At 62.5% G+C, this 19,553-nt stretch carries 22 protein-coding genes; 16 read left to right on the top strand and 6 right to left on the bottom strand.

The genetic code is table 11. From position 1 onward, the window contains the following. Positions 1-20: 20 nt before the first annotated feature. The gene (locus tag A0W34_RS16620) at positions 21-593 is read right to left on the bottom strand and encodes a helix-turn-helix domain-containing protein (protein ID WP_058226957.1); all 573 of its coding nucleotides are present in this window, start codon (positions 591-593) and stop codon (positions 21-23) included. Between the two features lie 64 nt (positions 594-657). On the opposite strand from A0W34_RS16620, the gene A0W34_RS16615 reads away from it, so the two are divergent. Further along, positions 658-1,353, top strand: coding sequence for an AzlC family ABC transporter permease (locus tag A0W34_RS16615; protein ID WP_198035651.1), 696 nt, complete (start codon positions 658-660; stop codon positions 1,351-1,353). Continuing rightward, positions 1,350-1,670, top strand: coding sequence for an AzlD domain-containing protein (locus tag A0W34_RS16610; RefSeq protein WP_058226959.1), 321 nt, complete (start codon positions 1,350-1,352; stop codon positions 1,668-1,670). The genes A0W34_RS16615 and A0W34_RS16610 overlap by 4 nt, the downstream gene beginning before the upstream one ends. Here the strand turns inward: A0W34_RS16610 and A0W34_RS16605 are convergent. Next, on the bottom strand, positions 1,656-2,312 hold the full coding sequence (locus tag A0W34_RS16605) for a TetR/AcrR family transcriptional regulator C-terminal domain-containing protein (protein WP_065352567.1): 657 nt from the start codon (positions 2,310-2,312) through the stop codon (positions 1,656-1,658). The two genes, A0W34_RS16610 and A0W34_RS16605, sit on opposite strands and share 15 nt — an antisense overlap. A gap of 164 nt (positions 2,313-2,476) precedes the next feature. Here A0W34_RS16605 and bioB point away from each other — a divergent pair, with 164 nt between their 5' ends. Genes bioB through A0W34_RS16590 form a run of 3 tightly spaced genes read left to right on the top strand, consistent with a single transcriptional unit; the run spans position 2,477 to position 4,313 of the window. Beyond that, positions 2,477-3,490, top strand: coding sequence for a biotin synthase BioB (gene bioB, locus A0W34_RS16600; RefSeq protein ID WP_024487821.1), 1,014 nt, complete (start codon positions 2,477-2,479; stop codon positions 3,488-3,490). Further along, a complete protein-coding gene (gene bsaP / locus A0W34_RS16595; protein WP_003941741.1) occupies positions 3,487-3,711 on the top strand; it encodes a biotin synthase auxiliary protein BsaP in 225 nt (74 codons plus the stop codon). The genes bioB and bsaP overlap by 4 nt, the downstream gene beginning before the upstream one ends. An 11-nt stretch (positions 3,712-3,722) precedes the next feature. Further along, the gene (locus tag A0W34_RS16590; protein ID WP_081557962.1) at positions 3,723-4,313 is read left to right on the top strand and encodes a DUF2567 domain-containing protein; all 591 of its coding nucleotides are present in this window, start codon (positions 3,723-3,725) and stop codon (positions 4,311-4,313) included. 11 nt (positions 4,314-4,324) lie between these two features. Here the strand turns inward: A0W34_RS16590 and A0W34_RS16585 are convergent, their stop codons facing one another. Further along, positions 4,325-5,155, bottom strand: coding sequence for an SDR family NAD(P)-dependent oxidoreductase (locus tag A0W34_RS16585; protein ID WP_081557961.1), 831 nt, complete (start codon positions 5,153-5,155; stop codon positions 4,325-4,327). An 83-nt stretch (positions 5,156-5,238) separates the two neighbouring features. Between A0W34_RS16585 and A0W34_RS16580 the strand changes: the two genes are divergently transcribed. Next, positions 5,239-5,841, top strand: a complete 603-nt coding sequence (locus tag A0W34_RS16580) for a TetR/AcrR family transcriptional regulator (RefSeq protein WP_007733070.1) — start codon at positions 5,239-5,241, stop codon at positions 5,839-5,841. Positions 5,842-5,950: 109 nt separating this feature from the next. After that, a complete protein-coding gene (locus tag A0W34_RS16575; RefSeq protein WP_081557960.1) occupies positions 5,951-6,283 on the top strand; it encodes a short-chain dehydrogenase in 333 nt (110 codons plus the stop codon). Positions 6,284-6,297: 14 nt separating this feature from the next. Here A0W34_RS16575 and A0W34_RS16570 read toward each other — a convergent pair whose 3' ends face one another. Further along, positions 6,298-7,026, bottom strand: a complete 729-nt coding sequence (locus A0W34_RS16570; RefSeq protein ID WP_007733069.1) for an NUDIX hydrolase — start codon at positions 7,024-7,026, stop codon at positions 6,298-6,300. 102 nt (positions 7,027-7,128) lie between these two features. On the opposite strand from A0W34_RS16570, the gene nadA reads away from it, so the two are divergent. The 3 genes from nadA to nadC are packed head-to-tail and all read left to right on the top strand — an operon-like array spanning position 7,129 to position 10,606. After that, the gene (nadA, locus tag A0W34_RS16565; protein WP_003941702.1) at positions 7,129-8,166 is read left to right on the top strand and encodes a quinolinate synthase NadA; all 1,038 of its coding nucleotides are present in this window, start codon (positions 7,129-7,131) and stop codon (positions 8,164-8,166) included. Beyond that, positions 8,163-9,734 carry an L-aspartate oxidase gene (locus A0W34_RS16560; protein WP_003941771.1) on the top strand — a complete coding sequence of 524 codons (1,572 nt, stop codon included), beginning with the start codon at positions 8,163-8,165 and terminating at the stop codon, positions 9,732-9,734. Before nadA ends, A0W34_RS16560 begins: the two co-directional genes overlap by 4 nt. After that, positions 9,734-10,606 carry a carboxylating nicotinate-nucleotide diphosphorylase gene (gene nadC, locus A0W34_RS16555; RefSeq protein ID WP_003941805.1) on the top strand — a complete coding sequence of 291 codons (873 nt, stop codon included), beginning with the start codon at positions 9,734-9,736 and terminating at the stop codon, positions 10,604-10,606. The genes A0W34_RS16560 and nadC overlap by 1 nt, the downstream gene beginning before the upstream one ends. A gap of 6 nt (positions 10,607-10,612) precedes the next feature. Here nadC and A0W34_RS16550 read toward each other — a convergent pair whose 3' ends face one another. After that, positions 10,613-11,521, bottom strand: coding sequence for a LysR substrate-binding domain-containing protein (locus tag A0W34_RS16550; protein WP_042450126.1), 909 nt, complete (start codon positions 11,519-11,521; stop codon positions 10,613-10,615). Positions 11,522-11,592: 71 nt separating this feature from the next. Here A0W34_RS16550 and A0W34_RS16545 point away from each other — a divergent pair, with 71 nt between their 5' ends. The 6 genes from A0W34_RS16545 to A0W34_RS16520 all read left to right on the top strand — a co-directional run bounded on the left by A0W34_RS16545 (position 11,593) and on the right by A0W34_RS16520 (position 18,416). Further along, a complete protein-coding gene (locus A0W34_RS16545; protein WP_081557959.1) occupies positions 11,593-12,486 on the top strand; it encodes a dihydrodipicolinate synthase family protein in 894 nt (297 codons plus the stop codon). A 48-nt stretch (positions 12,487-12,534) separates the two neighbouring features. Continuing rightward, the gene (locus A0W34_RS16540) at positions 12,535-13,839 is read left to right on the top strand and encodes an HNH endonuclease signature motif containing protein (RefSeq protein ID WP_081557958.1); all 1,305 of its coding nucleotides are present in this window, start codon (positions 12,535-12,537) and stop codon (positions 13,837-13,839) included. A 123-nt stretch (positions 13,840-13,962) separates the two neighbouring features. Further along, a complete protein-coding gene (locus A0W34_RS16535) occupies positions 13,963-14,475 on the top strand; it encodes a GNAT family N-acetyltransferase (protein ID WP_081557957.1) in 513 nt (170 codons plus the stop codon). A gap of 93 nt (positions 14,476-14,568) precedes the next feature. After that, positions 14,569-16,560 (top strand): glycosyltransferase family 39 protein, encoded by a 1,992-nt coding sequence (locus A0W34_RS16530; protein ID WP_081557956.1) that lies wholly within the window; start codon positions 14,569-14,571, stop codon positions 16,558-16,560. Between the two features lie 34 nt (positions 16,561-16,594). Continuing rightward, positions 16,595-17,851 carry a hypothetical protein gene (locus A0W34_RS16525; RefSeq protein WP_081557955.1) on the top strand — a complete coding sequence of 419 codons (1,257 nt, stop codon included), beginning with the start codon at positions 16,595-16,597 and terminating at the stop codon, positions 17,849-17,851. Between the two features lie 61 nt (positions 17,852-17,912). Beyond that, positions 17,913-18,416 carry a GbsR/MarR family transcriptional regulator gene (locus A0W34_RS16520; RefSeq protein ID WP_003942377.1) on the top strand — a complete coding sequence of 168 codons (504 nt, stop codon included), beginning with the start codon at positions 17,913-17,915 and terminating at the stop codon, positions 18,414-18,416. A 36-nt stretch (positions 18,417-18,452) separates the two neighbouring features. On the opposite strand, the gene A0W34_RS16515 is transcribed toward A0W34_RS16520, so the two are convergent. Continuing rightward, on the bottom strand, positions 18,453-19,484 hold the full coding sequence (locus A0W34_RS16515) for an iron-siderophore ABC transporter substrate-binding protein (RefSeq protein ID WP_007732282.1): 1,032 nt from the start codon (positions 19,482-19,484) through the stop codon (positions 18,453-18,455). Positions 19,485-19,553: the final 69 nt, after the last annotated feature.

The raw sequence follows: 19,553 nt of genomic DNA, 5'->3' as shown, positions 1-19,553 counted from the left end.
GCGGCGAAACTCATCGCGGCTCAGGTGTGTTCCGACACCAAGATCGCTGTCGTCCCTGGTTCGAGCGCCCGAAAGATGTGCTCCTCGTCGCCGGGATAAGCAAGATAGTCGCCCGGTCCGAGTTCGATCGGATTTGCAGTGGGCCCGACCTCCGCCCGTCCGGTGCCGATCACGACGTGTTCGGTGGTGCCGCGTGCATGCGGAGTGGAAATACGCGGCTCGCCCGGTTCGGCGACTATCCGATACAGATCGCGTCGTGCGTTCGGTGGGCTCGGCGCCAAGAGCGTCGCGATGTACGACGCGTTTGCCGACGCAATCGCGGGACCTTCTCCGGCTCGAATCAACTGAACGGTCTGTGCCTGAGAGTCGACGAGTTGTGAGAACGGCACACCCAATGCGTTTCCGAGTGCCCACAGAGTTTCGAGGCTCGGATTTCCGAGTCCGGATTCGAGTTGGGAGAGTGTGGACTTGGCGATATCGGCGCGCCGGGCGACCTCCGAAAGGCTCAAGCCTGCTCGGGCACGTTCGCGTTTGAGTGCGACGGCGACCAGTTTCTGAGGAGTCTCCGCTGTATCCGTTTCATTACTGGTCATCGTTCGATTCTCCGATCGATCGTTCTACTTGATGAACAGTGTCACTTCGTTCAACATAGAATACATGCGTTCTTTATGGCGAACAGTTGATCGAGACACGGTTCGGGTGAGCGTGCTGATCTGTCTCTCCGTGGCCATCGTCGGTGTGTCCTACGGTGTGACGGCAGGATCGGCTGGATTCTCGTTGTGGCAGCTTTTGGCGTTGGCTGTACTCGTTCTGGGTGCCTCCTCGGAGTTCCTGTTCATCGGAATCATCGCAGCCGGAGGCAGTGCCACCGCTGCTGTTGTGGCGGGCTTGTTGATCAACTCCCGAAACTTCGCCTACGGGATGTCGGCAGGATCATTTCTCGGCAGGGATCGCTACAAAGATTCAGGCTGGCGCAGTATGGTCGGCGCGCACCTGGTCAACGACGAAAGCGTCGCGGTCGCCATGGCGCAGGACTCCGTGGAGCGCAAGTGTGCGGCTTTCTGGTTCTGTGGAATCGGGATCGCGGTGTCGTGGCCGATCGGAGCTCTCCTGGGCGGGCTGCTCGGCAGCGTCGTCCGAGACCCTGGCGCGTTGGGATTGGATGCCGCGTTTCCGGCTGTCATTCTGGCCCTTGTCCTGCCTGCGCTGAAGGAGAAGGTGACGCTGCTTGCCGCCCTGATCGGTGCAGCAGTCGCGGTGTCCACGTCGCCGTTCCTGCCGCCCGGTACCGCTCCGCTCGTAGCGCTGCTGAGTATCGCGGTGACGATCCCGTTCCGGGAGAAGGTTCGATGAATACCGCATCGGTCTGGATCGGTATTGTCGTGTTCGCTTGCGGCTCTTACGCTTTGCGGGCAAGTGGCGTTCTGCTCCGCGCTCGGGTGAAGCTTTCGAGCTTTGCCGAGAAAACCCTCGATCGTGCTGTCGTAGTGCTGCTGCTCGCAGTGGTTGCGACATCGACGGTCTTCACCGGGCATGACGTTGCGGGGCCGGCGCGGATGCTCGGCGTGGTGGCCGGAGGCATCTGCGCCTGGTTCAAGGCGCCGTTGGTGGTCGTGGTGATTGTCGCGGCCGGCACTACTGCAGTACTCCGACTGTCAGGAGTGTCGTAGAGCCGATTCGGTGCGCGTTGAATGTGTGGTCGAATTCAGGCGAGTGCGGATGCCGTCGATGAACAGGTCCAGGCCGAACTGGAAGCGCACTGTCGGATCGCCATCGAGGAGGTCCTCGTCGGAACCGCCGCCGATCACCTCGGGGGAGTCGGGGGAAATGGGTGCTCGGGTAAGTGCCCCCATTTCTTCCATCTGCGCTCGGGACTGCTCGTCGACGGTGTGGCCGAGCACGTAGTACAGCAGGGCGTACGCCGCGAGTTGGGCATGCTCGCGTGATAGCCCGGATTCTTGCCCGGCTTGTACGAAATGCTCGCGCACCTTGCTGCTTGTCATCCGCGAAGCGAAGGTGGCGCTGACCAACTCGGCGCCGTCGCGGTGCGCCAGTAGGGCAGACCGAAGTCTGTGTGCCAGTTCGGAATACGCTTCTTGCCACGTGTCTGCGTCGACGGGGGCGTCGAGGTCTTCGAGGATCTTGTCGACGACCGCGCCGAGCAAGGTCTGCTTGTTCGGGAAGTGCCAGTACAGGGCGCCGGGTTGGACGCCTAGTGAGGTTGCGAGCCTGCGCATCGTGAGGTCGGCAAGTCCGAACTCGTCGAGTATCGCCATGGCGCCGTCCAGCACGTCGCCGCGTCGCAACTGCACTTGTCGTTCCCCTCGTTTCGTCCCGCTGTGGACCGCTCGCGATCGGATGTCGATCGGACCCGCCTTTGACAGTATTCCACCACGTCTCTAACGTGAACACCGTTCAACTTGTACGGTGTTCAATTTTGCTGGTTTCGAAGGAGACGTCTGTGACCCCGCCCCCGATTAGCACGGCCCCTGCGACGGTCGACATCCTCGACCAGGCGCGCGAGCAAGTTCTCGAAAGAGGAGTTGGCCTGACCGAAAGCCAGGTGCTCGACGTACTCCGACTCGACGACGACAGGCTCGAAGACCTGCTGGCTCTCGCCCACGATGTGCGTATGAAGTGGTGTGGACCGGAGGTCGAGGTCGAGGGCATCATCAGCCTGAAGACGGGCGGCTGCCCTGAGGACTGCCATTTCTGCTCGCAGTCCGGACTCTTCCAGTCGCCGGTTCGCGCGGCGTGGTTGGACATCCCGAGCTTGGTGGAAGCTGCCAAGCAGACTGCGAAGTCGGGCGCTACCGAGTTCTGCATCGTGGCCGCCGTCCGCGGACCCGATGCCCGGTTGCTCGCTCAGGTTGCCGCAGGCATCGAGGCGATCCGCAACGAGGTCGACATCCAGATCGCCTGCTCGCTCGGCATGCTCACCCAGGAGCAGGTCGACCAACTGGCCGCCATGGGTGTGCACCGGTACAACCACAACTTGGAAACTTCGAAGTCGCATTTCCCGAACGTCGTGACCACGCACTCGTGGGAAGAGCGGTGGAACACGCTTCGGATGGTTCGTGAAGCGGGCATGGAAGTGTGCTGCGGCGGAATCCTCGGCATGGGCGAATCCCTGGAGCAGCGCGCAGAATTCGCGGCCAACCTGGCTGAACTGGAGCCGGACGAGGTCCCGCTCAACTTCCTCAACCCGCGTCCGGGTACCCCGTTCGGTGATCTGGACGTGTTGCCCGCCAGCGAGGCGCTCAAGTCCGTGGCGGCATTCCGTCTCGCGCTGCCTCGCACGATCTTGCGCTTCGCGGGTGGACGCGAGATCACTCTCGGCGACCTGGGTGCCAAGCAGGGCATCCTCGGCGGAATCAACGCCGTGATCGTCGGCAACTATCTGACGACCCTCGGACGTCCCGCCGAGAAGGATCTGGATTTGTTGGTGGATCTGCAGATGCCGATCAAAGCACTGAACGACACTCTGTGAGCACTCCGGTGACCGAGGAGCGGTACAACCCGTTCACCGGGCGTCGGATCGTCGACGGCGTCGACGATCCGACGCCGACTGCGGCGTCGATGGGGCTCGAGCCTCCTCGCTTCTGCGAGCAGTGCGGGCGCCGCATGATCGTTCAGGTCAGCCCTGACGGATGGTGGGCGAAATGCTCCCGACACGGTGTCGTCGACTCGATCGACGTCGCCCGCAGGTAGCGTCACTCTGTGTGATCTCTCTTCGGCAGATTCGTCTGCGCACCGCGATCGTGATCGCCGCAACCATTGCGGGCGTGAGCGTGCTCGTCGGTGTGCTGTGGGCGTTCTTGGCTCCGGCCGAGCACCTGTTGGTGGTGTCCGAGGGGCGCGGCGTCGCGTTGACGGGTGAGAGCCTTCATCAGTTCGACGCGAGCGCCGTGTTCATCTGGCTGGCACTGATCGTCGGTGTGCTGTCGGCGGTGGCGGCCTGGTTGGCACGCCTGAGTCGAGGTCCTTTTGCCCTGGGCGGGTTGATAGTCGGTTCAGTGGCAGGTGCCGGACTGATGGCACTCGTGGGTTCGGGCGTGACAAAACTGCGTTTCCCTACGGCCGACAATCCGGCGGTCGGGGAGATCATCGCGCGGGCCCCGAACGTCGGAACTTTGCTCGTGCTTCTGTTTCAGCCGCTCGCGGCGTGCGTCGTGACATTGGTTCTTGCAGTGCTCAATCCGTACGACGACCTCGGGGTGGGGGACCACCCGGAATCCGGGGATCCGGAATCTGGGGATCCGGCCACCGACACCGAACAGGCCGAAGTCGAAAGCCAGCCGAAACTTCCGTAACTGTTGCGTCGCTACGCCGCAGAGGTCGACGAGCGCTTGGTTTCGGCTTTCATTCGCACGTCACCCAACAGTCGCCCGGAAATCAGCGCGCCCAACCGGCGGGTTGCGAAGCGAGTGCTGATCGAGGACACCCAGTTCGGCAGTCCCGATACGACGGTCGGCGGCGCGTAGCGTCGATCCAGTGCTCTGAAAGCGGTGTCCACCACCTGAGTTGCCGTCTGCATTCGCCCGACCGCCGCGTCTTCGGAGCCGACTACGTCGAAGAACTCGGTGCGCGTCGGACCGGGGCACACCGCCAATACAGTCAATCCGCTGCCGCGAGCTTCGGCCCAGAGTGCTTCGGTGAAGTTGAGTACGAACGCCTTGGACGCGCCGTAGACGGCCATGCCCGGTGTTGGCTGGAACGACGCTGTGCTGGCGATGTTGACCAGTGCTCCGCGGCCGGTGAGAAGGTCGGGCAGGAATGTGTGTGTCAGCTCGACCAGCGTGGCGATGTTGAGCTGAATCTCGGACGTGACGCGCTCGAGATCTTCGTCCACGAATGCCCCGTGTGTTCCGAATCCGGCGTTGTTGATCAGCGAGTCGACGGTGATGCCACGGTTTGTCAGCTCCTGGTGCAGCGATGCACCGACGCCGGGTGCGGCCAGGTCGGCGGGCAGGACTGTCACGATGATGCCGTGGGCGCCACGGAGTTCGGTGGCGAGTGCCTCGAGGCGGTCGGCCCGCCTGGCGACCAGAACCAGGTTGTTGCCGCGAGCGGCAAAGCGATGAGCGAATTCCACTCCGAGCCCAGCGCTGGCTCCGGTGATGAGGACGGTGGTTCCGGCTACGTCGATGGCCATGGTGGCTCCTTCGGTTCGGGTGATCCCAAATGTAGGCACTGACACCATAGTTGTCAATGACAACATTTTGATATGGTGCCACCATGCCCGCCCACGAACAGCCGTATCATCACGGCAGCCTGCGACAGGAACTCCTGGCGTCGGCCGAAGCAACACTCGAACGAGATGGCGTCGACAAGTTGTCGCTGAGGCAACTCGCGCGTGAGGCGGGCGTTAGCCACGCGGCTCCGGGCAAGCACTTTCGTGATCGCCAGGCTTTGCTCGATGCCTTGGCCGAAAGTGGATTCCATCGGATGACCGGTGCGCTCGAGCGGGCAGTCGCGGATGCTCCACCGACCGCGAGGGCCCGGTTCTCCTCGCTCGCCAATGCCTACGTGGATTTTGCGCTGGAGCATCCGGGCCTGCTCTCTCTGATGTACAGCAACAAGCATGCGCCGGGCGCCGCCGAAACTGTCGTCAACGCGGGGCACGCGACGATGGACCTGACCGTCCGGCTCGTTTCGGAAGCTCAGGCCGCAGGTGACATTGCCGCCGGTGATCCGGAAAGTATTGCGCTGGTTGCCTTTGCGACGTTCCACGGCGTCGCGACGCTTGCTGCGGGCGGAATGTTGGGCGACGTGCCGGTGGGCGAGGTGGTGAACGCGGCCTCGACGGTCTTCTGGGCGGGCCTTTCCAGGGCTGTCTGAGGTGGGGCGCGCAATTCCCCAGAGTTCTCACAGAACCAGCACAAGGGAAGCACAAGATTGCGGACTTACATAGGAGTCAAGAAGTTTGATTCCGAGTGGAGGTTCGGCAATGAGTGATTCAGAGATCGCCCCCAACAGGGGAGTTGTACTTGTCACGGACATCGGATTCGAGCACGGTGCGCGCACGGCCGCCGAGTTTCTCGACGCTGGTTGGAGCGTGGCAGTCACGGCGCGGACGGTCACCGAATTGGTTCGCGTCATGGCGGGAAGACCTGCCCATCGCTTCTTTGCGATTGTCGCCGATCCGACGGATCGTTGGCAGGCCGATCGGATTCTCGATCGGGTGACTACTCGGTTCGGTGTAATCAACCGGGTCATCGATCCGGCCGGCGCCGTGACCTCGGTGTGGTTGCAGCGCGGAAGTCTCGAAGCTGTTGCCTGACAGTGCGATCGGTGTCAGCTTGGCGGCCGTAGTGCGGCGAATTCGTCGGTGACCCGCAAGGTGGAGTCGGTGAAACGGTACAGGGCGGGTGGACGTCCACCCGACTTGCCGGACGGTGCGGTGTTGCCGGTGGGAGTCAGAACGCCTCGACGCCCCAGCACGCGTTGCAAGTTGGTGGCATCGACCTGGTAACCGAGGGCAGCGCAGTAGATTTCGCGCAGTGTCGACATCGCGAACTCTTCCGGGGCCAGCCCGAATGCGATGTTGGTGTACGAGAGTTTCGCGGCAAGTCGATTGCGCGCGTGCCGTACGACGGTTCCGTGGTCGAACGACATCTCCGGCAACTTCGAAACGGGGTGCCAGGCCGTGTCCGGTGGCAGTTGTGGGTCGGCGCTGAGGGGAACGAGTCCGAGGAAGGTCGACGCGATGCGGCGCGGACCCGGCACGCGCTGTGGATCACTGAAGACGGAGAGCTGTTCGAGGTGGGCGACCTTTCTTAGGTCGACCTTCTCGGCGAGGAGTCGTCGAGCGGAGGTCGTCAGGTCCTCGTCGTCGCGCAGAGTGCCCCCGGGCAGGGACCACGTGCCCTTCTGTGGGTTGAGTGCACGCTGCCACAGCAGCACGGCCAACTCTTCACGACCTTGCGGGCAGTGATCGCCGTCACCTGCGGCGATGCTTGCGGGGAAGGTGCGAACTTGGAACACCGCTGCAAGCACTTCGTGGGTGGTGTTACTATTGGGCACGTTTTCGATCCTAAGTCGAAAACCTCGAATACGGAAATCCGGGCCAGCCCGTCCGGATTTGAACTGGGTGACGAGCCCGGGTTCACGGTGAAGGAGAACGCCATGACGACCACGACGTTATGGGAGGGATCGGCCTCGCAGATTCACGACGGCCCCGGCGGATACAACGGAGTCGAAGCGACCCCCGAGTGGGCCGCTGAGATCAAACGTCTGGCTCGCGAACGCGGCGCGACGATTCTTGCGCACAACTACCAGCTGCCTGCGATTCAGGACGTCGCCGATCATGTCGGTGACTCCCTGGCGCTGTCGCGAATCGCTGCCGAGGCGCCCGAGGACACGATTGTCTTCTGCGGTGTGCACTTCATGGCCGAGACCGCGAAGATCCTGTCGCCGTCCAAGACTGTGCTGATCCCGGACGAGCGAGCCGGCTGCTCTCTGGCCGACTCGATCAATGCCGAGCAGCTTCGTGAGTGGAAGGCCGACAACCCGAACGCCCTGGTGGTGTCGTACGTGAACACAACCGCAGAGGTGAAGGGTCTCACCGACATCTGCTGCACCTCGTCCAATGCGGTCGACGTGGTCAACTCGATCGATCCCGACCGCGAGGTTCTGTTCCTGCCGGACCAGTTCCTGGGAGCTCACGTCAAGCGCGTGACGGGCCGTACCAACATGCAGATCTGGGCTGGTGAGTGCCACGTGCACGCCGGCATCAACGGTGACGAGCTGACGGCCAAGTCCAAGTCGCACCCGGACGCCGAGCTGTTCGTGCACCCTGAATGTGGTTGCGCTACTTCGGCTCTGTACCTAGCAGGTGAAGGCGCGGTCCCCGCGGACAAGGTCAAGATTCTCTCCACCGGCGGAATGCTCGACGCTGCCCGCGTCACCAAGAGCAAGCAGGTTCTGGTCGCGACCGAGATCGGGATGCTGCACCAGTTGCGCAAGGCAGCGCCCGACGTCGATTTCCAGGCCGTCAACGACCGCGCGTCGTGCCCGTACATGAAGATGATCACGCCTGCCGCGTTGCTTCGCTGCCTTCTCGAGGGCAAGGACGAGGTCCACGTCGATCTCGAGATGGCCAAGCGTGCACAGAAGTCGGTGCAGCGCATGATCGAGATCGGTAATCCGGGCGGCGGCGAGTGACCAGCCCTGCCGGGCGTTTCGCCTGGGAGGCTCATGCCGACCTGGTCGTCGTGGGAGGCGGTGTCGCGGGCCTCACCGCTGCGCGCACCGCTTCTCTGCGGGGATTGAAAGTACTCACGGTCAGCAAGGGCGGTCCGACGGACACCGCGACTCAGTACGCGCAGGGCGGCATCGCGGTCGTCGACGATCTGAATACCGATTCCGTCGAGTCGCACGTTTCGGATACGTGTGAGGCCGGCGTCGGTTTGTGCGACGAGGAAGCCGTCTATTCCATCGTCGAAGCTGGTCACGACGCTGTTGCTGCGCTGGCCGCGTTGGGAGCGGTCTTCGATCGCGGGCGAGACGGCGAGGTGTCGCGCACCCGCGAGGGTGGGCACAGCACGCGTCGGATCATCCATGCCGGCGGCGACGCCACTGGCGCGGAAGTGCAGCGGGCTCTCAATGCTGCCGGGCTCCCCGTTCTGTTCGGTGCAGCGGCAGTCCAGGTGGTGACCAACCGGCGTGGGGTGTGCGGACTCATCGTCTCCTCGCCGGAAGGCCTCGGAGTGATCCATGCGCCCGCGGTGCTGCTCGCTACCGGCGGACTCGGTCAGCTGTATGCCTGCAGCACAAATCCGCCCGGAGCGACTGCCGACGGAATCGCGTTGGCACTCGAAGCCGGTGCGGCGATTGCGGACCTGGAGTTCGTTCAGTTCCATCCGACGGTGCTCTTCACTCCGGGCGGGGTAGGCCGCCGACCCCTGATCAGTGAGGCGGTCCGCGGCGAGGGCGCGATTCTTGTCGACACCAACGGTGATTCGGTCACCGCAGGTGTTCATCCGCTGGGTGATCTCGCCCCGCGTGACGTGGTCTCGAGGGCAATCGCAGCACGCCTACGCGATCTCGGCACTGATCACGTCTATCTCGACGCTCGCAAGCTCGACGGTTTCGATTCGAGATTCCCGACCATCACGGCGTCCTGCCTCGAAGCGGGCATCGATCCACGCACCCAATTAATTCCGGTCGCCCCGGCCGCGCACTATTCGTGCGGCGGAGTCGCCACCGACGTCCATGGACGAACGGGAGTGCCTGGTCTCTACGCAGCAGGCGAAGTGGCTCGCACGGGATTGCACGGCGCGAATCGTCTTGCGTCCAACAGCCTTCTCGAGGGTTTGGTAGTCGGGGAGCGTGCAGGAATCGCAGCTGCCGAGCGTCGCGAGGTTCATGCCGAAGTGGTCAACGTGGTGCGCAAGCCGATGCCGATCCTGCCGCGAGAGACCGTGCAGTCCGTCATGACGGCACACGCGTCAGTGGTTCGCGACGGAGGCGGTCTCCAGATTGCGCGAGCCGCGCTTGCCGACGCCGAACAGACAGTGGCGGTGGCTGCTCCGGACCTCGAAGACGCGGCGCTCACGTTGACCGCGACTGCATTGGTCGACGTGGCCGTCGCGCGAACCGAGAGCCGTGGCTGCCATACCCGCACCGACTATCCTGAAACAGATCCGAATCAGCGTCGCAGCACTCGGATCAAGATGGGTGCCGACGGAGCGCTCGAAATACCCGACATGTTGTTGACAGGAGTTCATTGATGACCGAGCAGAAGATCCTGCCCGCGCCGCTCGACCGTGACGAGCTGCTCACATTGGTCAGGCTCGCTCTGGACGAGGATCTGCGCTATGGACCCGACATCACTTCTACCGCAACGGTTCCCGCCGATGCGGTCGCGAAGGCGTCGGTCGTCTCACGCTCCTCGGGTACTGTCGCCGGCATCGACGTCGGACTGCTTGTTCTCGACGAGGTGATCGGCGCGGGTAACTACGAGGTCGTTGATCGGGTGGCCGACGGAACTCGGGTTGCGCCAGGTCAATCGGTGCTCACCGTTGTCGCGCCCACCCGCGGACTTCTCACGGCAGAGCGCACGATGCTCAACCTCGTCTGCCATCTCTCGGGAATCGCCACGGCGACATCACAGTGGGTCGACGCCATCGCCGGCACTCATGCCAAAGTGCGGGACAGCCGAAAGACGCTGCCCGGACTGCGTTCTCTGCAGAAATATGCAGTCCACGTGGGCGGAGGCGTCAACCACCGTATGGGATTGGGCGACGCGGCGTTGATCAAGGACAACCATGTTGCTGCTGCCGGTTCGGTGGTCGCAGCACTTCGTGCGGTCCGTGAGCTCGCCCCGGACATCGAGTGCGAAGTTGAGGTCGACAACCTCACTCAGCTCGATCAGGTGCTGGCGGAGAACGTGGAACTTGTTCTGCTGGACAACTTCCCGCTGTGGCAGACGCAGATCGCGGTCCAGCGCCGAGACGCTGTTGCTCCAGAAACCAAACTCGAGTCATCCGGTGGTCTCACCATCGACGTTGCCGCAGAGTACGCTCGAACCGGCGTCGACTACCTCGCTGTAGGTGCCCTGACACACTCGGTGACGGTCCTCGACCTCGGGCTCGACATGTAGATGCCGCTATTGCTCGGCGTCCAGCAGTTGTGGGACGGCCGAGCGAAGCGCGTTTGTCACGGTTGCGACCGCCGGGTGAGCGTCGGAGCCCGCTCGGTGTGCAATCTTCGTCCTTCGTCGAATGGGCATCGGCGTCAGGCGCACACCTAGCGGCGGATGGATTGCTCCGAGTTCAGGAACCAGCGAAACACCCTGTCCCGCAGCGACGAGGGCGAGAACGGTGGCGAACTCGTCGATGTGGTGTCGCACTTTCGGGGTGAATCCAGCTGCCTGGCATGCGCGAATAGTCATTGCATGACAAGCAGTTCCGGGAATTGCGGTAATCCAGGGACGTTCTACGCAGTCGGTCAGCGATGCGACAGCGTCGTGGGAATCTGACTCGATGTCACTCGAAGCGAGGTACACGGCTTCGCTGCACAGCGGCAATGTCGTCAGGCCCGGTTCGGTGGGGCGAGGGACGAAGTCGTAGTCGTGAATCAATGCCAAGTCCAGAGTCCCAGCTCGTAGGTCGTCGGCGACGTCCGCCGGGTCGATCTCCGAAACCATCGGTTCCAACCCGGGATGCTCGCGAGACAGGGCGATCAATGCCGCCGGGAGGATCGCCCGTGCCGCGGTCGGGAACGTTCCGATGCGCAGCGGCCCCGCCAGTCCACGACGTGCGTCGACCAATTCACCTGACGCCTGCTCCAGGCGTTGCAGGATGGCTTCGGCATGACGTGCGAGGTTCTCACCGGCGGGTGTGAGTCGGACGCGACGGCCTGTTCGTTCCAGCAGCGGCACGCCGGCTTCACGTTCGAGGACGGCCAACTGCTGCGACACCGCGGAGGGACTGAACGACAGCGCCTCGGCAACGGCAACGATGGTTCCGCGCAGCGCTAGTTCGCGCAAGAGCTTCAGTCGGCGAACATCGAGCATCAGCTCAGCTTACGCTCGACGATGGAAATGCGAACTAGACCTACAAGGTTTGTTCGGTGAGGCTGAGTTCTATGACTACGACTCGAGTTGACCTGGCCGGAATCCATGTTCCACTGATCACGCCCTTCGAGAGCGACGGTCGTATTGCAACCGATGCACTCGAACAGCTTGCGCACCAGGTCCTCTCCGAGGGTGCGGTCGGACTCGTTGCGCTGGGGACTACAGCGGAAGCCGCAACACTCACCGAACAGGAGAGAGTGACCGTTCTGGATATCTGTGCGAATGTGTGCCGTGCGAGAGGTACGACGTTGATCGTCGGCGCGGGCAGTAACGACACGGCGGGCAGTGCGCAGGCGCTCGGGAGGCTGGCTCGGTGGCCTGAGGTCTCGGCGGCGTTGGTGCCGGTTCCCTCCTTCACGAGGCCGTCGAAAGCCGGTGTGGTGGCGCATTTCGCGCATCTGCAGTCGTCGAGCCCAGTGCCGCTGATCGTCTATCACGTGCCGTACCGGACTGCGTGCGATCTGGACAGCGGCACTTTGCAGGAGGTGGGTACTTTGCCCGGGGTTGTTGGTGTGAAGTATGCCGCGGGCGGTATCGACGTAGCTGCCGTCGAACTCTTCGCGGATCTTCCAGGCGACTTCGCCGTACTGGCGGGGGATGATCTATTTCTCGCGCCTCTTCTGGCCTTGGGTGCGGCCGGTGGCATCTTGGCGTCCGCTCATGTGTCGACCGCTGAGTTCGTCCGCTTGGTAAAAGCTTGGGACAGTGGCGATGTGGACGGCGCCCGTGACCTCGGGCGGAGTTTGTCGAAGCTGTCCGGAGCTCTGTTTTCCGAACCGAACCCGACTGTGATCAAGGGCGTATTGCATGCGTTGGGACAGATTCCGACTCCCCATGTGCGACTGCCGTTGCTACCTGCGGGTGACGAATCGGTAGCGCGGGCGCTCGAGGTCTACCACTCTTGACTCGAACGTGTGTTCGAGTATTGTTTGGGGAGGGGATCGGGGGATTCAATGAGTGTCTTGTTGTCGGATGTGGTGTCGGGTTCTGCGGTGGGGTTGCGCGGACGGTTGTGGCAGTTGTCTGCTGCTGAGTTGCGTGCTGCTGCTGTCGAGGCGAGTGCTGAGATTCTGCGCCTCGAGGCGGTTCGTGTGGCGGTGGTGGACGAGTTGTCGTTGCGCCCGGATGATCAGGTGATTGCCAGCCGCGGAGTGGGGTCCTGGTTGGCGGCTAACACGATGCTGCAGGTTCGGGACGGGAAGAAGATCGCCGCGTTGGGTGCGGCTTTGCGGCCGTTTCCGGCGGTGGCTGCTCGGTTCGATGGCGGGGATTGCTCGTTCGAGCATGCCGTGTTGATCGTGGCGTTCTGTGAATCACCACCGAAAGGCATGCCGGAGGAGGCGCTACCGAAGTGCATCGATTTGTTGTTGGCTGCTGCGTCGGGGGTGGAGGCGACGACGACGAAAGTGCGGAACGTGATCGCGGCCTTGGAGCGGTTGTTCGAATCGGATGAGATCCCGCCCGCCGAGGATGTCGATCTCAATGAGTTGCGGATCGCGTCGACGTTGAACGGTCGGGTGGTGGTGCGTGGTGATTTCGATGCCCTCACCGGTGAAATGTTGTTGTCGGCGTTGTCGAATCTGACGATGCCGACCCCGGCACCGGATGGAACCCCGGATTCTCGGTCGGCGGCGAAACGGACCGCGGACGGGTTCACCGAACTGATCCGCCGCTATCTCGACTGCGCCACAACCGGCACCGACGGTGGTCAGCGCCCGCACGTGAACGTGCACATCAACGCCCGTGATCTCGCTGAGCATCGGGACTGCGCCGCCACACCCTCGCCCGATGGTGGTGGAATGGCTGTGTCGGATCTTGATGTCGGGCACATGCCCTGGCTCGGACCGCTGTCCGTGTCGCAGACCAGACTCCTCGGCTGTGATTGTTTCCTGTCCACCGTGCTGCTCGACGATCACGGCGCGCCCTTGGATGCGCAACCAGGAAAGAGGTTGGTCACCGCCGAACAGCGAGTGGCGTTGATCGCCCGAGACAAAGGCTGCGCGTTCCCCGGCTGCACGTGCGTACCCGCCTGGACGGATGCGCACCATATCCGGCACTGGGCGAACGGTGGGCCGACGGAGATGAACAACCTGGTCCTGCTGTGCCGTTCACACCACCGGCTGATGCACCGGAAATCAGGGTTCGTCGGGAAATGGGCGATTCGGATCGGTGTCGACAACAAGCCCTGGTTCATTCCGCCGCCCTCGATCGACCCGCAGCAGCACCCGCGCCCGGCGAACACCACATTCAAAACCTGACTGAGTGGTGACACCCGTTCAGGCGCACAACTTCACGCCGATAGGCTTCAACTCGGAGATACACCCGGGTTGGGGCCTGGAGGCCGTGTTGTTGTGAACGGCTGCAGATATGGGGGAGGTCATATGGTTGTGGACGTTGTGCAAGCGGTCGAGACCGATGGGCCGGAGATTCTGGCGCTGCGGCACGCGGCAGAAGACTGGTTGGCAGAACGCGGAATCATCCAGTGGCGCCCGCGTGAAGTGTCTGTCGAGCAGGTCGAGCAGCAGATTTCGAGAGGGGAGTTCTTTGTTGCGCGAGGCCGGGAGCAGTCGAGGATTGTCGGTGCCCTGCGGTTGATCTGGTCGGACCCTGTGGTCTGGCCCGATTCGAACGAGCCTGCCGGCTACGTGCACGGATTGGTTATCGATCGAGAATTCTCGGGAACCTCGATGGGCGAACGCTTACTCGTCTGGGCCCATCGACGGTCCGCGGACGAGAACGCGCAGTACCTGCGGCTCGATTGTGTAGAAACCAACGTGCGGTTGCGCCGCTACTACTTGGACGCCGGTTTTACCGAGGTAGGGCGTCGTGACTTCGGAGACGATGCCGACAACGGTTGGTTCAGCGTCGTGCTATTCGAGCGCTCCCTGACCTGAGCCATTCACAGCAACTTTCCAGCCGGCTCCCAGTGCCGCCAGGGTTGGAGACGCGATCGTTGGCAGGACAGTAACTCGTGAAGGGACTTCCTGATGACCGCCGTTCTGCATCCGGCCCCGCGTCAGCGGCCGGCACCAACTGCCCATCGCGCGGAGCCCTCGCCGTCGTGGTTCCGCACGCGCAGTACAGGATTGGCGCTGACGATCCTGTTGGCAGCAACGGCAGTCCTGTATTTGTGGAATCTGACCGCGAGTGGCTACGCCAACACCTTCTACGCTGCAGCGGCGCAGGCCGGCTCCCAGAATTGGAAAGCGTGGTTCTTCGGGTCCCTCGATACCTCGAATTTCATCACGGTCGACAAACCGCCCGCTTCATTGTGGGTCATGGGTGTGTCCGGGCGAATCTTCGGATTCTCGAGTGCCAGTCTTCTAGTTCCGCAGGCGTTGATGGGCGTCGGATCAGTTGCGCTCGTGTATGCGGCCGTCAAACGAGTGGCGTCGCCCGCTGCGGGTTTGGTGGCGGGAGCTGTTTTGGCAGCTACGCCCGCTGCCGCCCTGATGTTCAAGTTCGACAATCCTGATGCACTGTTGGTTCTGCTCATGACTCTCGCCGGCTACTTCGTTATTCGCGCCATGTGCACGGCGATCGGTCGTCGAGCCGCTATGTGGGTGGCGCTCGCAGGAGTAGCGCTGGGGTTTGCCTTTCTCACCAAGATGCTGCAAGGGCTGATGGTGTTGCCTGCATTTGGTGCCGCGTATTTGATCGCCGGACAGGTGCGCTTGCGGACTCGCCTGGTCCACCTGGTGATCGGTGCTGCGTCCGTTGTCATATCGGCTGGGTGGTGGGTGTTGGCAGTGTGGCTGTGGCCCGCTGATTCTCGCCCGTACATCGGCGGATCGACCAACAACAGCGTCATGGACTTGGTAGTGGGATACAACGGATTGGGTCGACTTTTCGGGAGCACCGGTGGCGGTGGCGGAATGGCCGGTGGCAGTGCAGGTTCGAGCTTCGGGGGAAGTGCCGGACTCGAACGGCTGTTCGGCAGCGAGATGGGTATCCAGATTTCCTGGCTTATTCCTGCGGCTTTGATTGCGTTGGTGTTCGGCTTACTCGCCTGTGGGCGCGCACCGCGCACAGATCTTGTCCGTGCGTCGTTGATCCTTTGGGGTGGCTGGTTTCTCGTTACCGGCCTGATCTTCAGCTACATGTCCGGCACGATCCACCCCTATTACACAGTTGCGCTGGCGCCCGCCGTCGCGGGGATGATCGGGACCGGTGGATACGCTCTGTGGTTGGTCCGTGCCCGTTGGATCGGACGTTGCGGGTTGGCTGCGATGATGCTGGCCGCAGGAATCTGGAGTTGGGTGTTGTTGCACCGCAATGCCGACTGGCTGCCGATGCTGAAGTGGATTCTGTTGGCGGGCACTGTCGTCGGCGCGATCCTGGTTTTAGTGGGAGCCAAGGATCGATTCCGAAGGCTTGCTGTTGCTGGATTGATCATCGGCTCGTTGGCAGGGATAGCAGGTTCGGCGTCTCACGCGATTGCCACTGCTGCAGCCGCGCACGGTGGGTCCATCCCGACGGCCGGACCAACCGGCGCCGTGTCCGACTCCGGAATGGGCGGGGGAGGAGGTATGGGTGGGGGCCCAGAGCTGCAAAACGGTGACGCTCCACCGAATTCTTCTGACGCGACTGTAAATCCGACGTCGAACGGGCAAGAACTGAGTAGCGGTAGCGAAAATGCTTCCGAGCTGACGGCAATGCTGGTCAATGCGGGCACCACGTGGTCGGCCGCGACCAACGGCTCGCAAAGCGCAGCAACCTACGAATTGGCCAGCAACACCGCGGTCATGGCGATCGGCGGTTGGAGTTCCGATCCCGCACCGACATTGGATCAATTCATCCAGTACGTGGCAGACGGGAAAGTTCACTACTACATTGCCGGTGGCCAGGGGGGAAGCCCGAAGGATGGCCAAGGCGGGGACAGTACGTCGAGTGCTATTCAGGAATGGGTCGAAACGAATTTCACGTCGACAACGGTGGGAAATTCCACGATCTACGACCTCAGCGGGTATGTCGGATAGCGACGTAGTTGTTGTGGCAGGCAATGATCGAGAAATGTCTGGGCGCACCGCACACGAGTCGAACCGTCGCCGCGAGCAATGGACCTGGCGTGACGGGCTGGTGATCGTCTCGATCGTCGCCTTGGGAACTGTTGTCGCGGCGGTGACGTACGAAGACACGGGCACGTCGATTCCCGGCTGCGATTCGGTGGCATCGCCGGGTCCGCCGGTGCGTATCAACTACGGTTTTGCCGGTGAGCCCGGCTATGACGACCCGGACTATCCATGGTTCTCGGGACCGAAGGCCACCGCCATGAGCGACGCACTACTCGAATCGCTGCCTTCCGATGTCGACGTTGCATTTGCGAGTCCATCGAAATCGCTCGAGTTTGCGCCGATCCAGAATTACCGGGGTGCCTCGTTTCCTGACGGGGTCGACCCGATCGAGTTCAGCGGTTCTACGTCGGCGAAGGGAACCTTGACTCGCGTCGGGCGGACTGCCGATATCTCGGTTCAGGTGCGTGCATGGGATCAGCCGGTGCCGCCGTGCTTGGAGGGTCTGGTGGATCGGCGGGAGCATCTCGAAAACGGAACAGTGCTCGACATCGCCGATTTCGAGGACAGAGCCGATTTCGAAGACAAAGACGGTTCGGAAGTCGGGGGCGAGCGCGGAGTCGTCGCGTATCTCGGTGATGGATCCCGGGTTGTTGCCAGCGTCGACACGTCGACCGGAACTTCGTCGGATGCTTCCCCGCTCTTGACGATGGACGAACTGATCGCGTTAGCGACCGCGCCGGGGCTTGCGGTGACTGCGCCGGTTCCAGACTCGACGCCGCCGCCGATGGCATCCTGCTACACCGATTCTGTGAATGCCGGTCCACCTGCGTCGCGCATGGATATCGACCGACTGAATCAGTTGCTCGATGCACGTTGGAAGGATCTCGGCGCGGCAGGCGTCACTTTGGAGCGCCCGCTCGGTTCGTTGGTTCCAGATGATTACGGACAGGGAGGAGTGTGCGAGCGGATCGTCGCCTCGACAGCGGACGGCAGCAGCGATGTCGAAATATCAGTTGGTACCGCTGTGCCGGAACCGGGTGACACACTGACGTTGCCAGGCTCCACCACCGTGACTCGCCTGGTCGATCCCGATGGCTCGGGCGATGACACGGTCCGGGTTGTTCACCCCTCCGGCGAAACAGTAGTGGTGACCCAGTTCGTGACATCGGCTGGCTCCACATCGGCGTCGCCTTTGACAATCGAACAGCTCGAGTTCATCGCAACCACTCCAGGGCTGGTGATTTCGGCTCGGTGACGGTGGTGCTGGCACAATAGTGGCGAATTGTTCGTACCCAGAGACGTCGGAGGCTCAACGAATGGGCGATGCCAGCCCTGCTCGCGGTGACGATTTCTCCACCTGGTTCATCGATCAGTTCTCCGTGTACTGGCAGTCCGGCGGTGGGGCCCGCATCGAAGGACGTATTGCGGGCTATCTGTTGATCAGCGAGTCGCCAGGGGTCAGCGCCGAAGAGTTGGCGCAGGCACTCGGAGCAAGTCGCGGATCGGTGTCCACCTACATTCGTCGGTTGATCGACCGGGGGTTCGTCAAGCTCACGCGCAAGCCTCGGGATCGGACTCACTACTACGTCATGGATTCCGACGTGTGGGGCGGATTCCTCGAAACAGAGCACGTATATCTCGAGAATCAACGCAAGCTTGCGACCGAGGCCCTGCAGTACGCAAACCCCAACGGTCCCGCGTACATTCGTGTGCTCAACATGCGCGATTACATGGGGTGGATCATCGACAATCGCATGCTGAGCAGTGAGTGGATGCGATTCAAAGCTGAACGCGACGGCAAGAAACCCGCGTCCGAATAGGACGCGGGTTTCTCGATCGCACGATGCTGATCTACATCACTTGTTCAGCTTCGCGATTGCCTCGTCGATCATCGGCACGTAGCGCTCGAGCGACCAGGGCACGGTCAGAGGGTTGATCATCGAGGAACCGGTGACGAAGGGCTGTTCGGTCGGAGCGATGACAGTTCCCCGAGCCACAGCGGGGATTGCCTGGTAAGCGGGCTGCGCTTCGATCTCGGCCCGGTTGGCCGGGTCCGAGTAGAAGGTGAAGAGCAGGTCGGACTTGTCGAGGAGGTTTGCGTTCTCGAGGCCGATGACGGCGGAGTCTGTTCCTTCAGATTCCGTCAAGGTGTAGACGACGGGATCCACCTGCAGGCCAAGTGCGCGGACCATGGCCACACGCTGCTCTTCGGCGAAAAAGACGCCGAGGGTTCCTGGGCCCGTGTTGTAGATGAAGGAGAAGCTGACGTCGGCGTAGTTCGGATGTGCTGCAGTCGATTCCGCGAACTGCGACTTGATCTTGTCGATTTCGGCTGTCGCCTTCTCGGATTCGCCCATGGCTTTGCCGATGACGTTGATCTGGTCTTCCCACGTGATGGTCCAGGGGCTCTCGGCGTAGGCGACGGTCGGCGCGAACGCGTTGAGTGAGTCGAACTGCTGCTGTGTGATGCCGGACCACGGGGCGAGGATCAGGTCGGGTTCGAGAGCGATGATCGCCTCGATGTTGAGATCGGTTCCGCCGGTGAACTGCTCTGGCAGTTCGCCACCTTGCTTCGTGACCGCTTCGTGGACCCACGGCAGATACCCGGTGTCGTCGCTGCCCCATGCGTACTTTTCGACGCCGACGGGGATCGTGCCGAGCGCGATTACGGTCTCCGCCGACCCCATGCCGAGAGTCACGATTCGCTCGGGCTTTTCGGTGATGACGGCGTTTCCGAGCGCACTTTCGATGGTGACGGTTTCGAAGTCGCTGCTGCTCGATTCGGTTGCGGTGTCGTTGTTACTGCATCCGCCGATTACCAGGGCGGCAATGACCAATCCACTCAGCGCCACAGTTCGGCGAAGTGAGCGCACACGGGCGTATCGCATGGGGAACCTTCCGTTGTCGATGCGCCGAGGAGTGAGACTCCGACGGATCGCAGCCGACGGCCGGTTCCA

The sequence above is a fragment of the Rhodococcus sp. BH4 genome, assembly GCF_002079265.1.
Taxonomy (GTDB): domain Bacteria; phylum Actinomycetota; class Actinomycetes; order Mycobacteriales; family Mycobacteriaceae; genus Rhodococcus_F; species Rhodococcus_F qingshengii.
The sequence above is the reverse complement of the archived record's forward strand: the minus strand, read 5'-3'. Positions and strand labels throughout refer to the sequence as shown.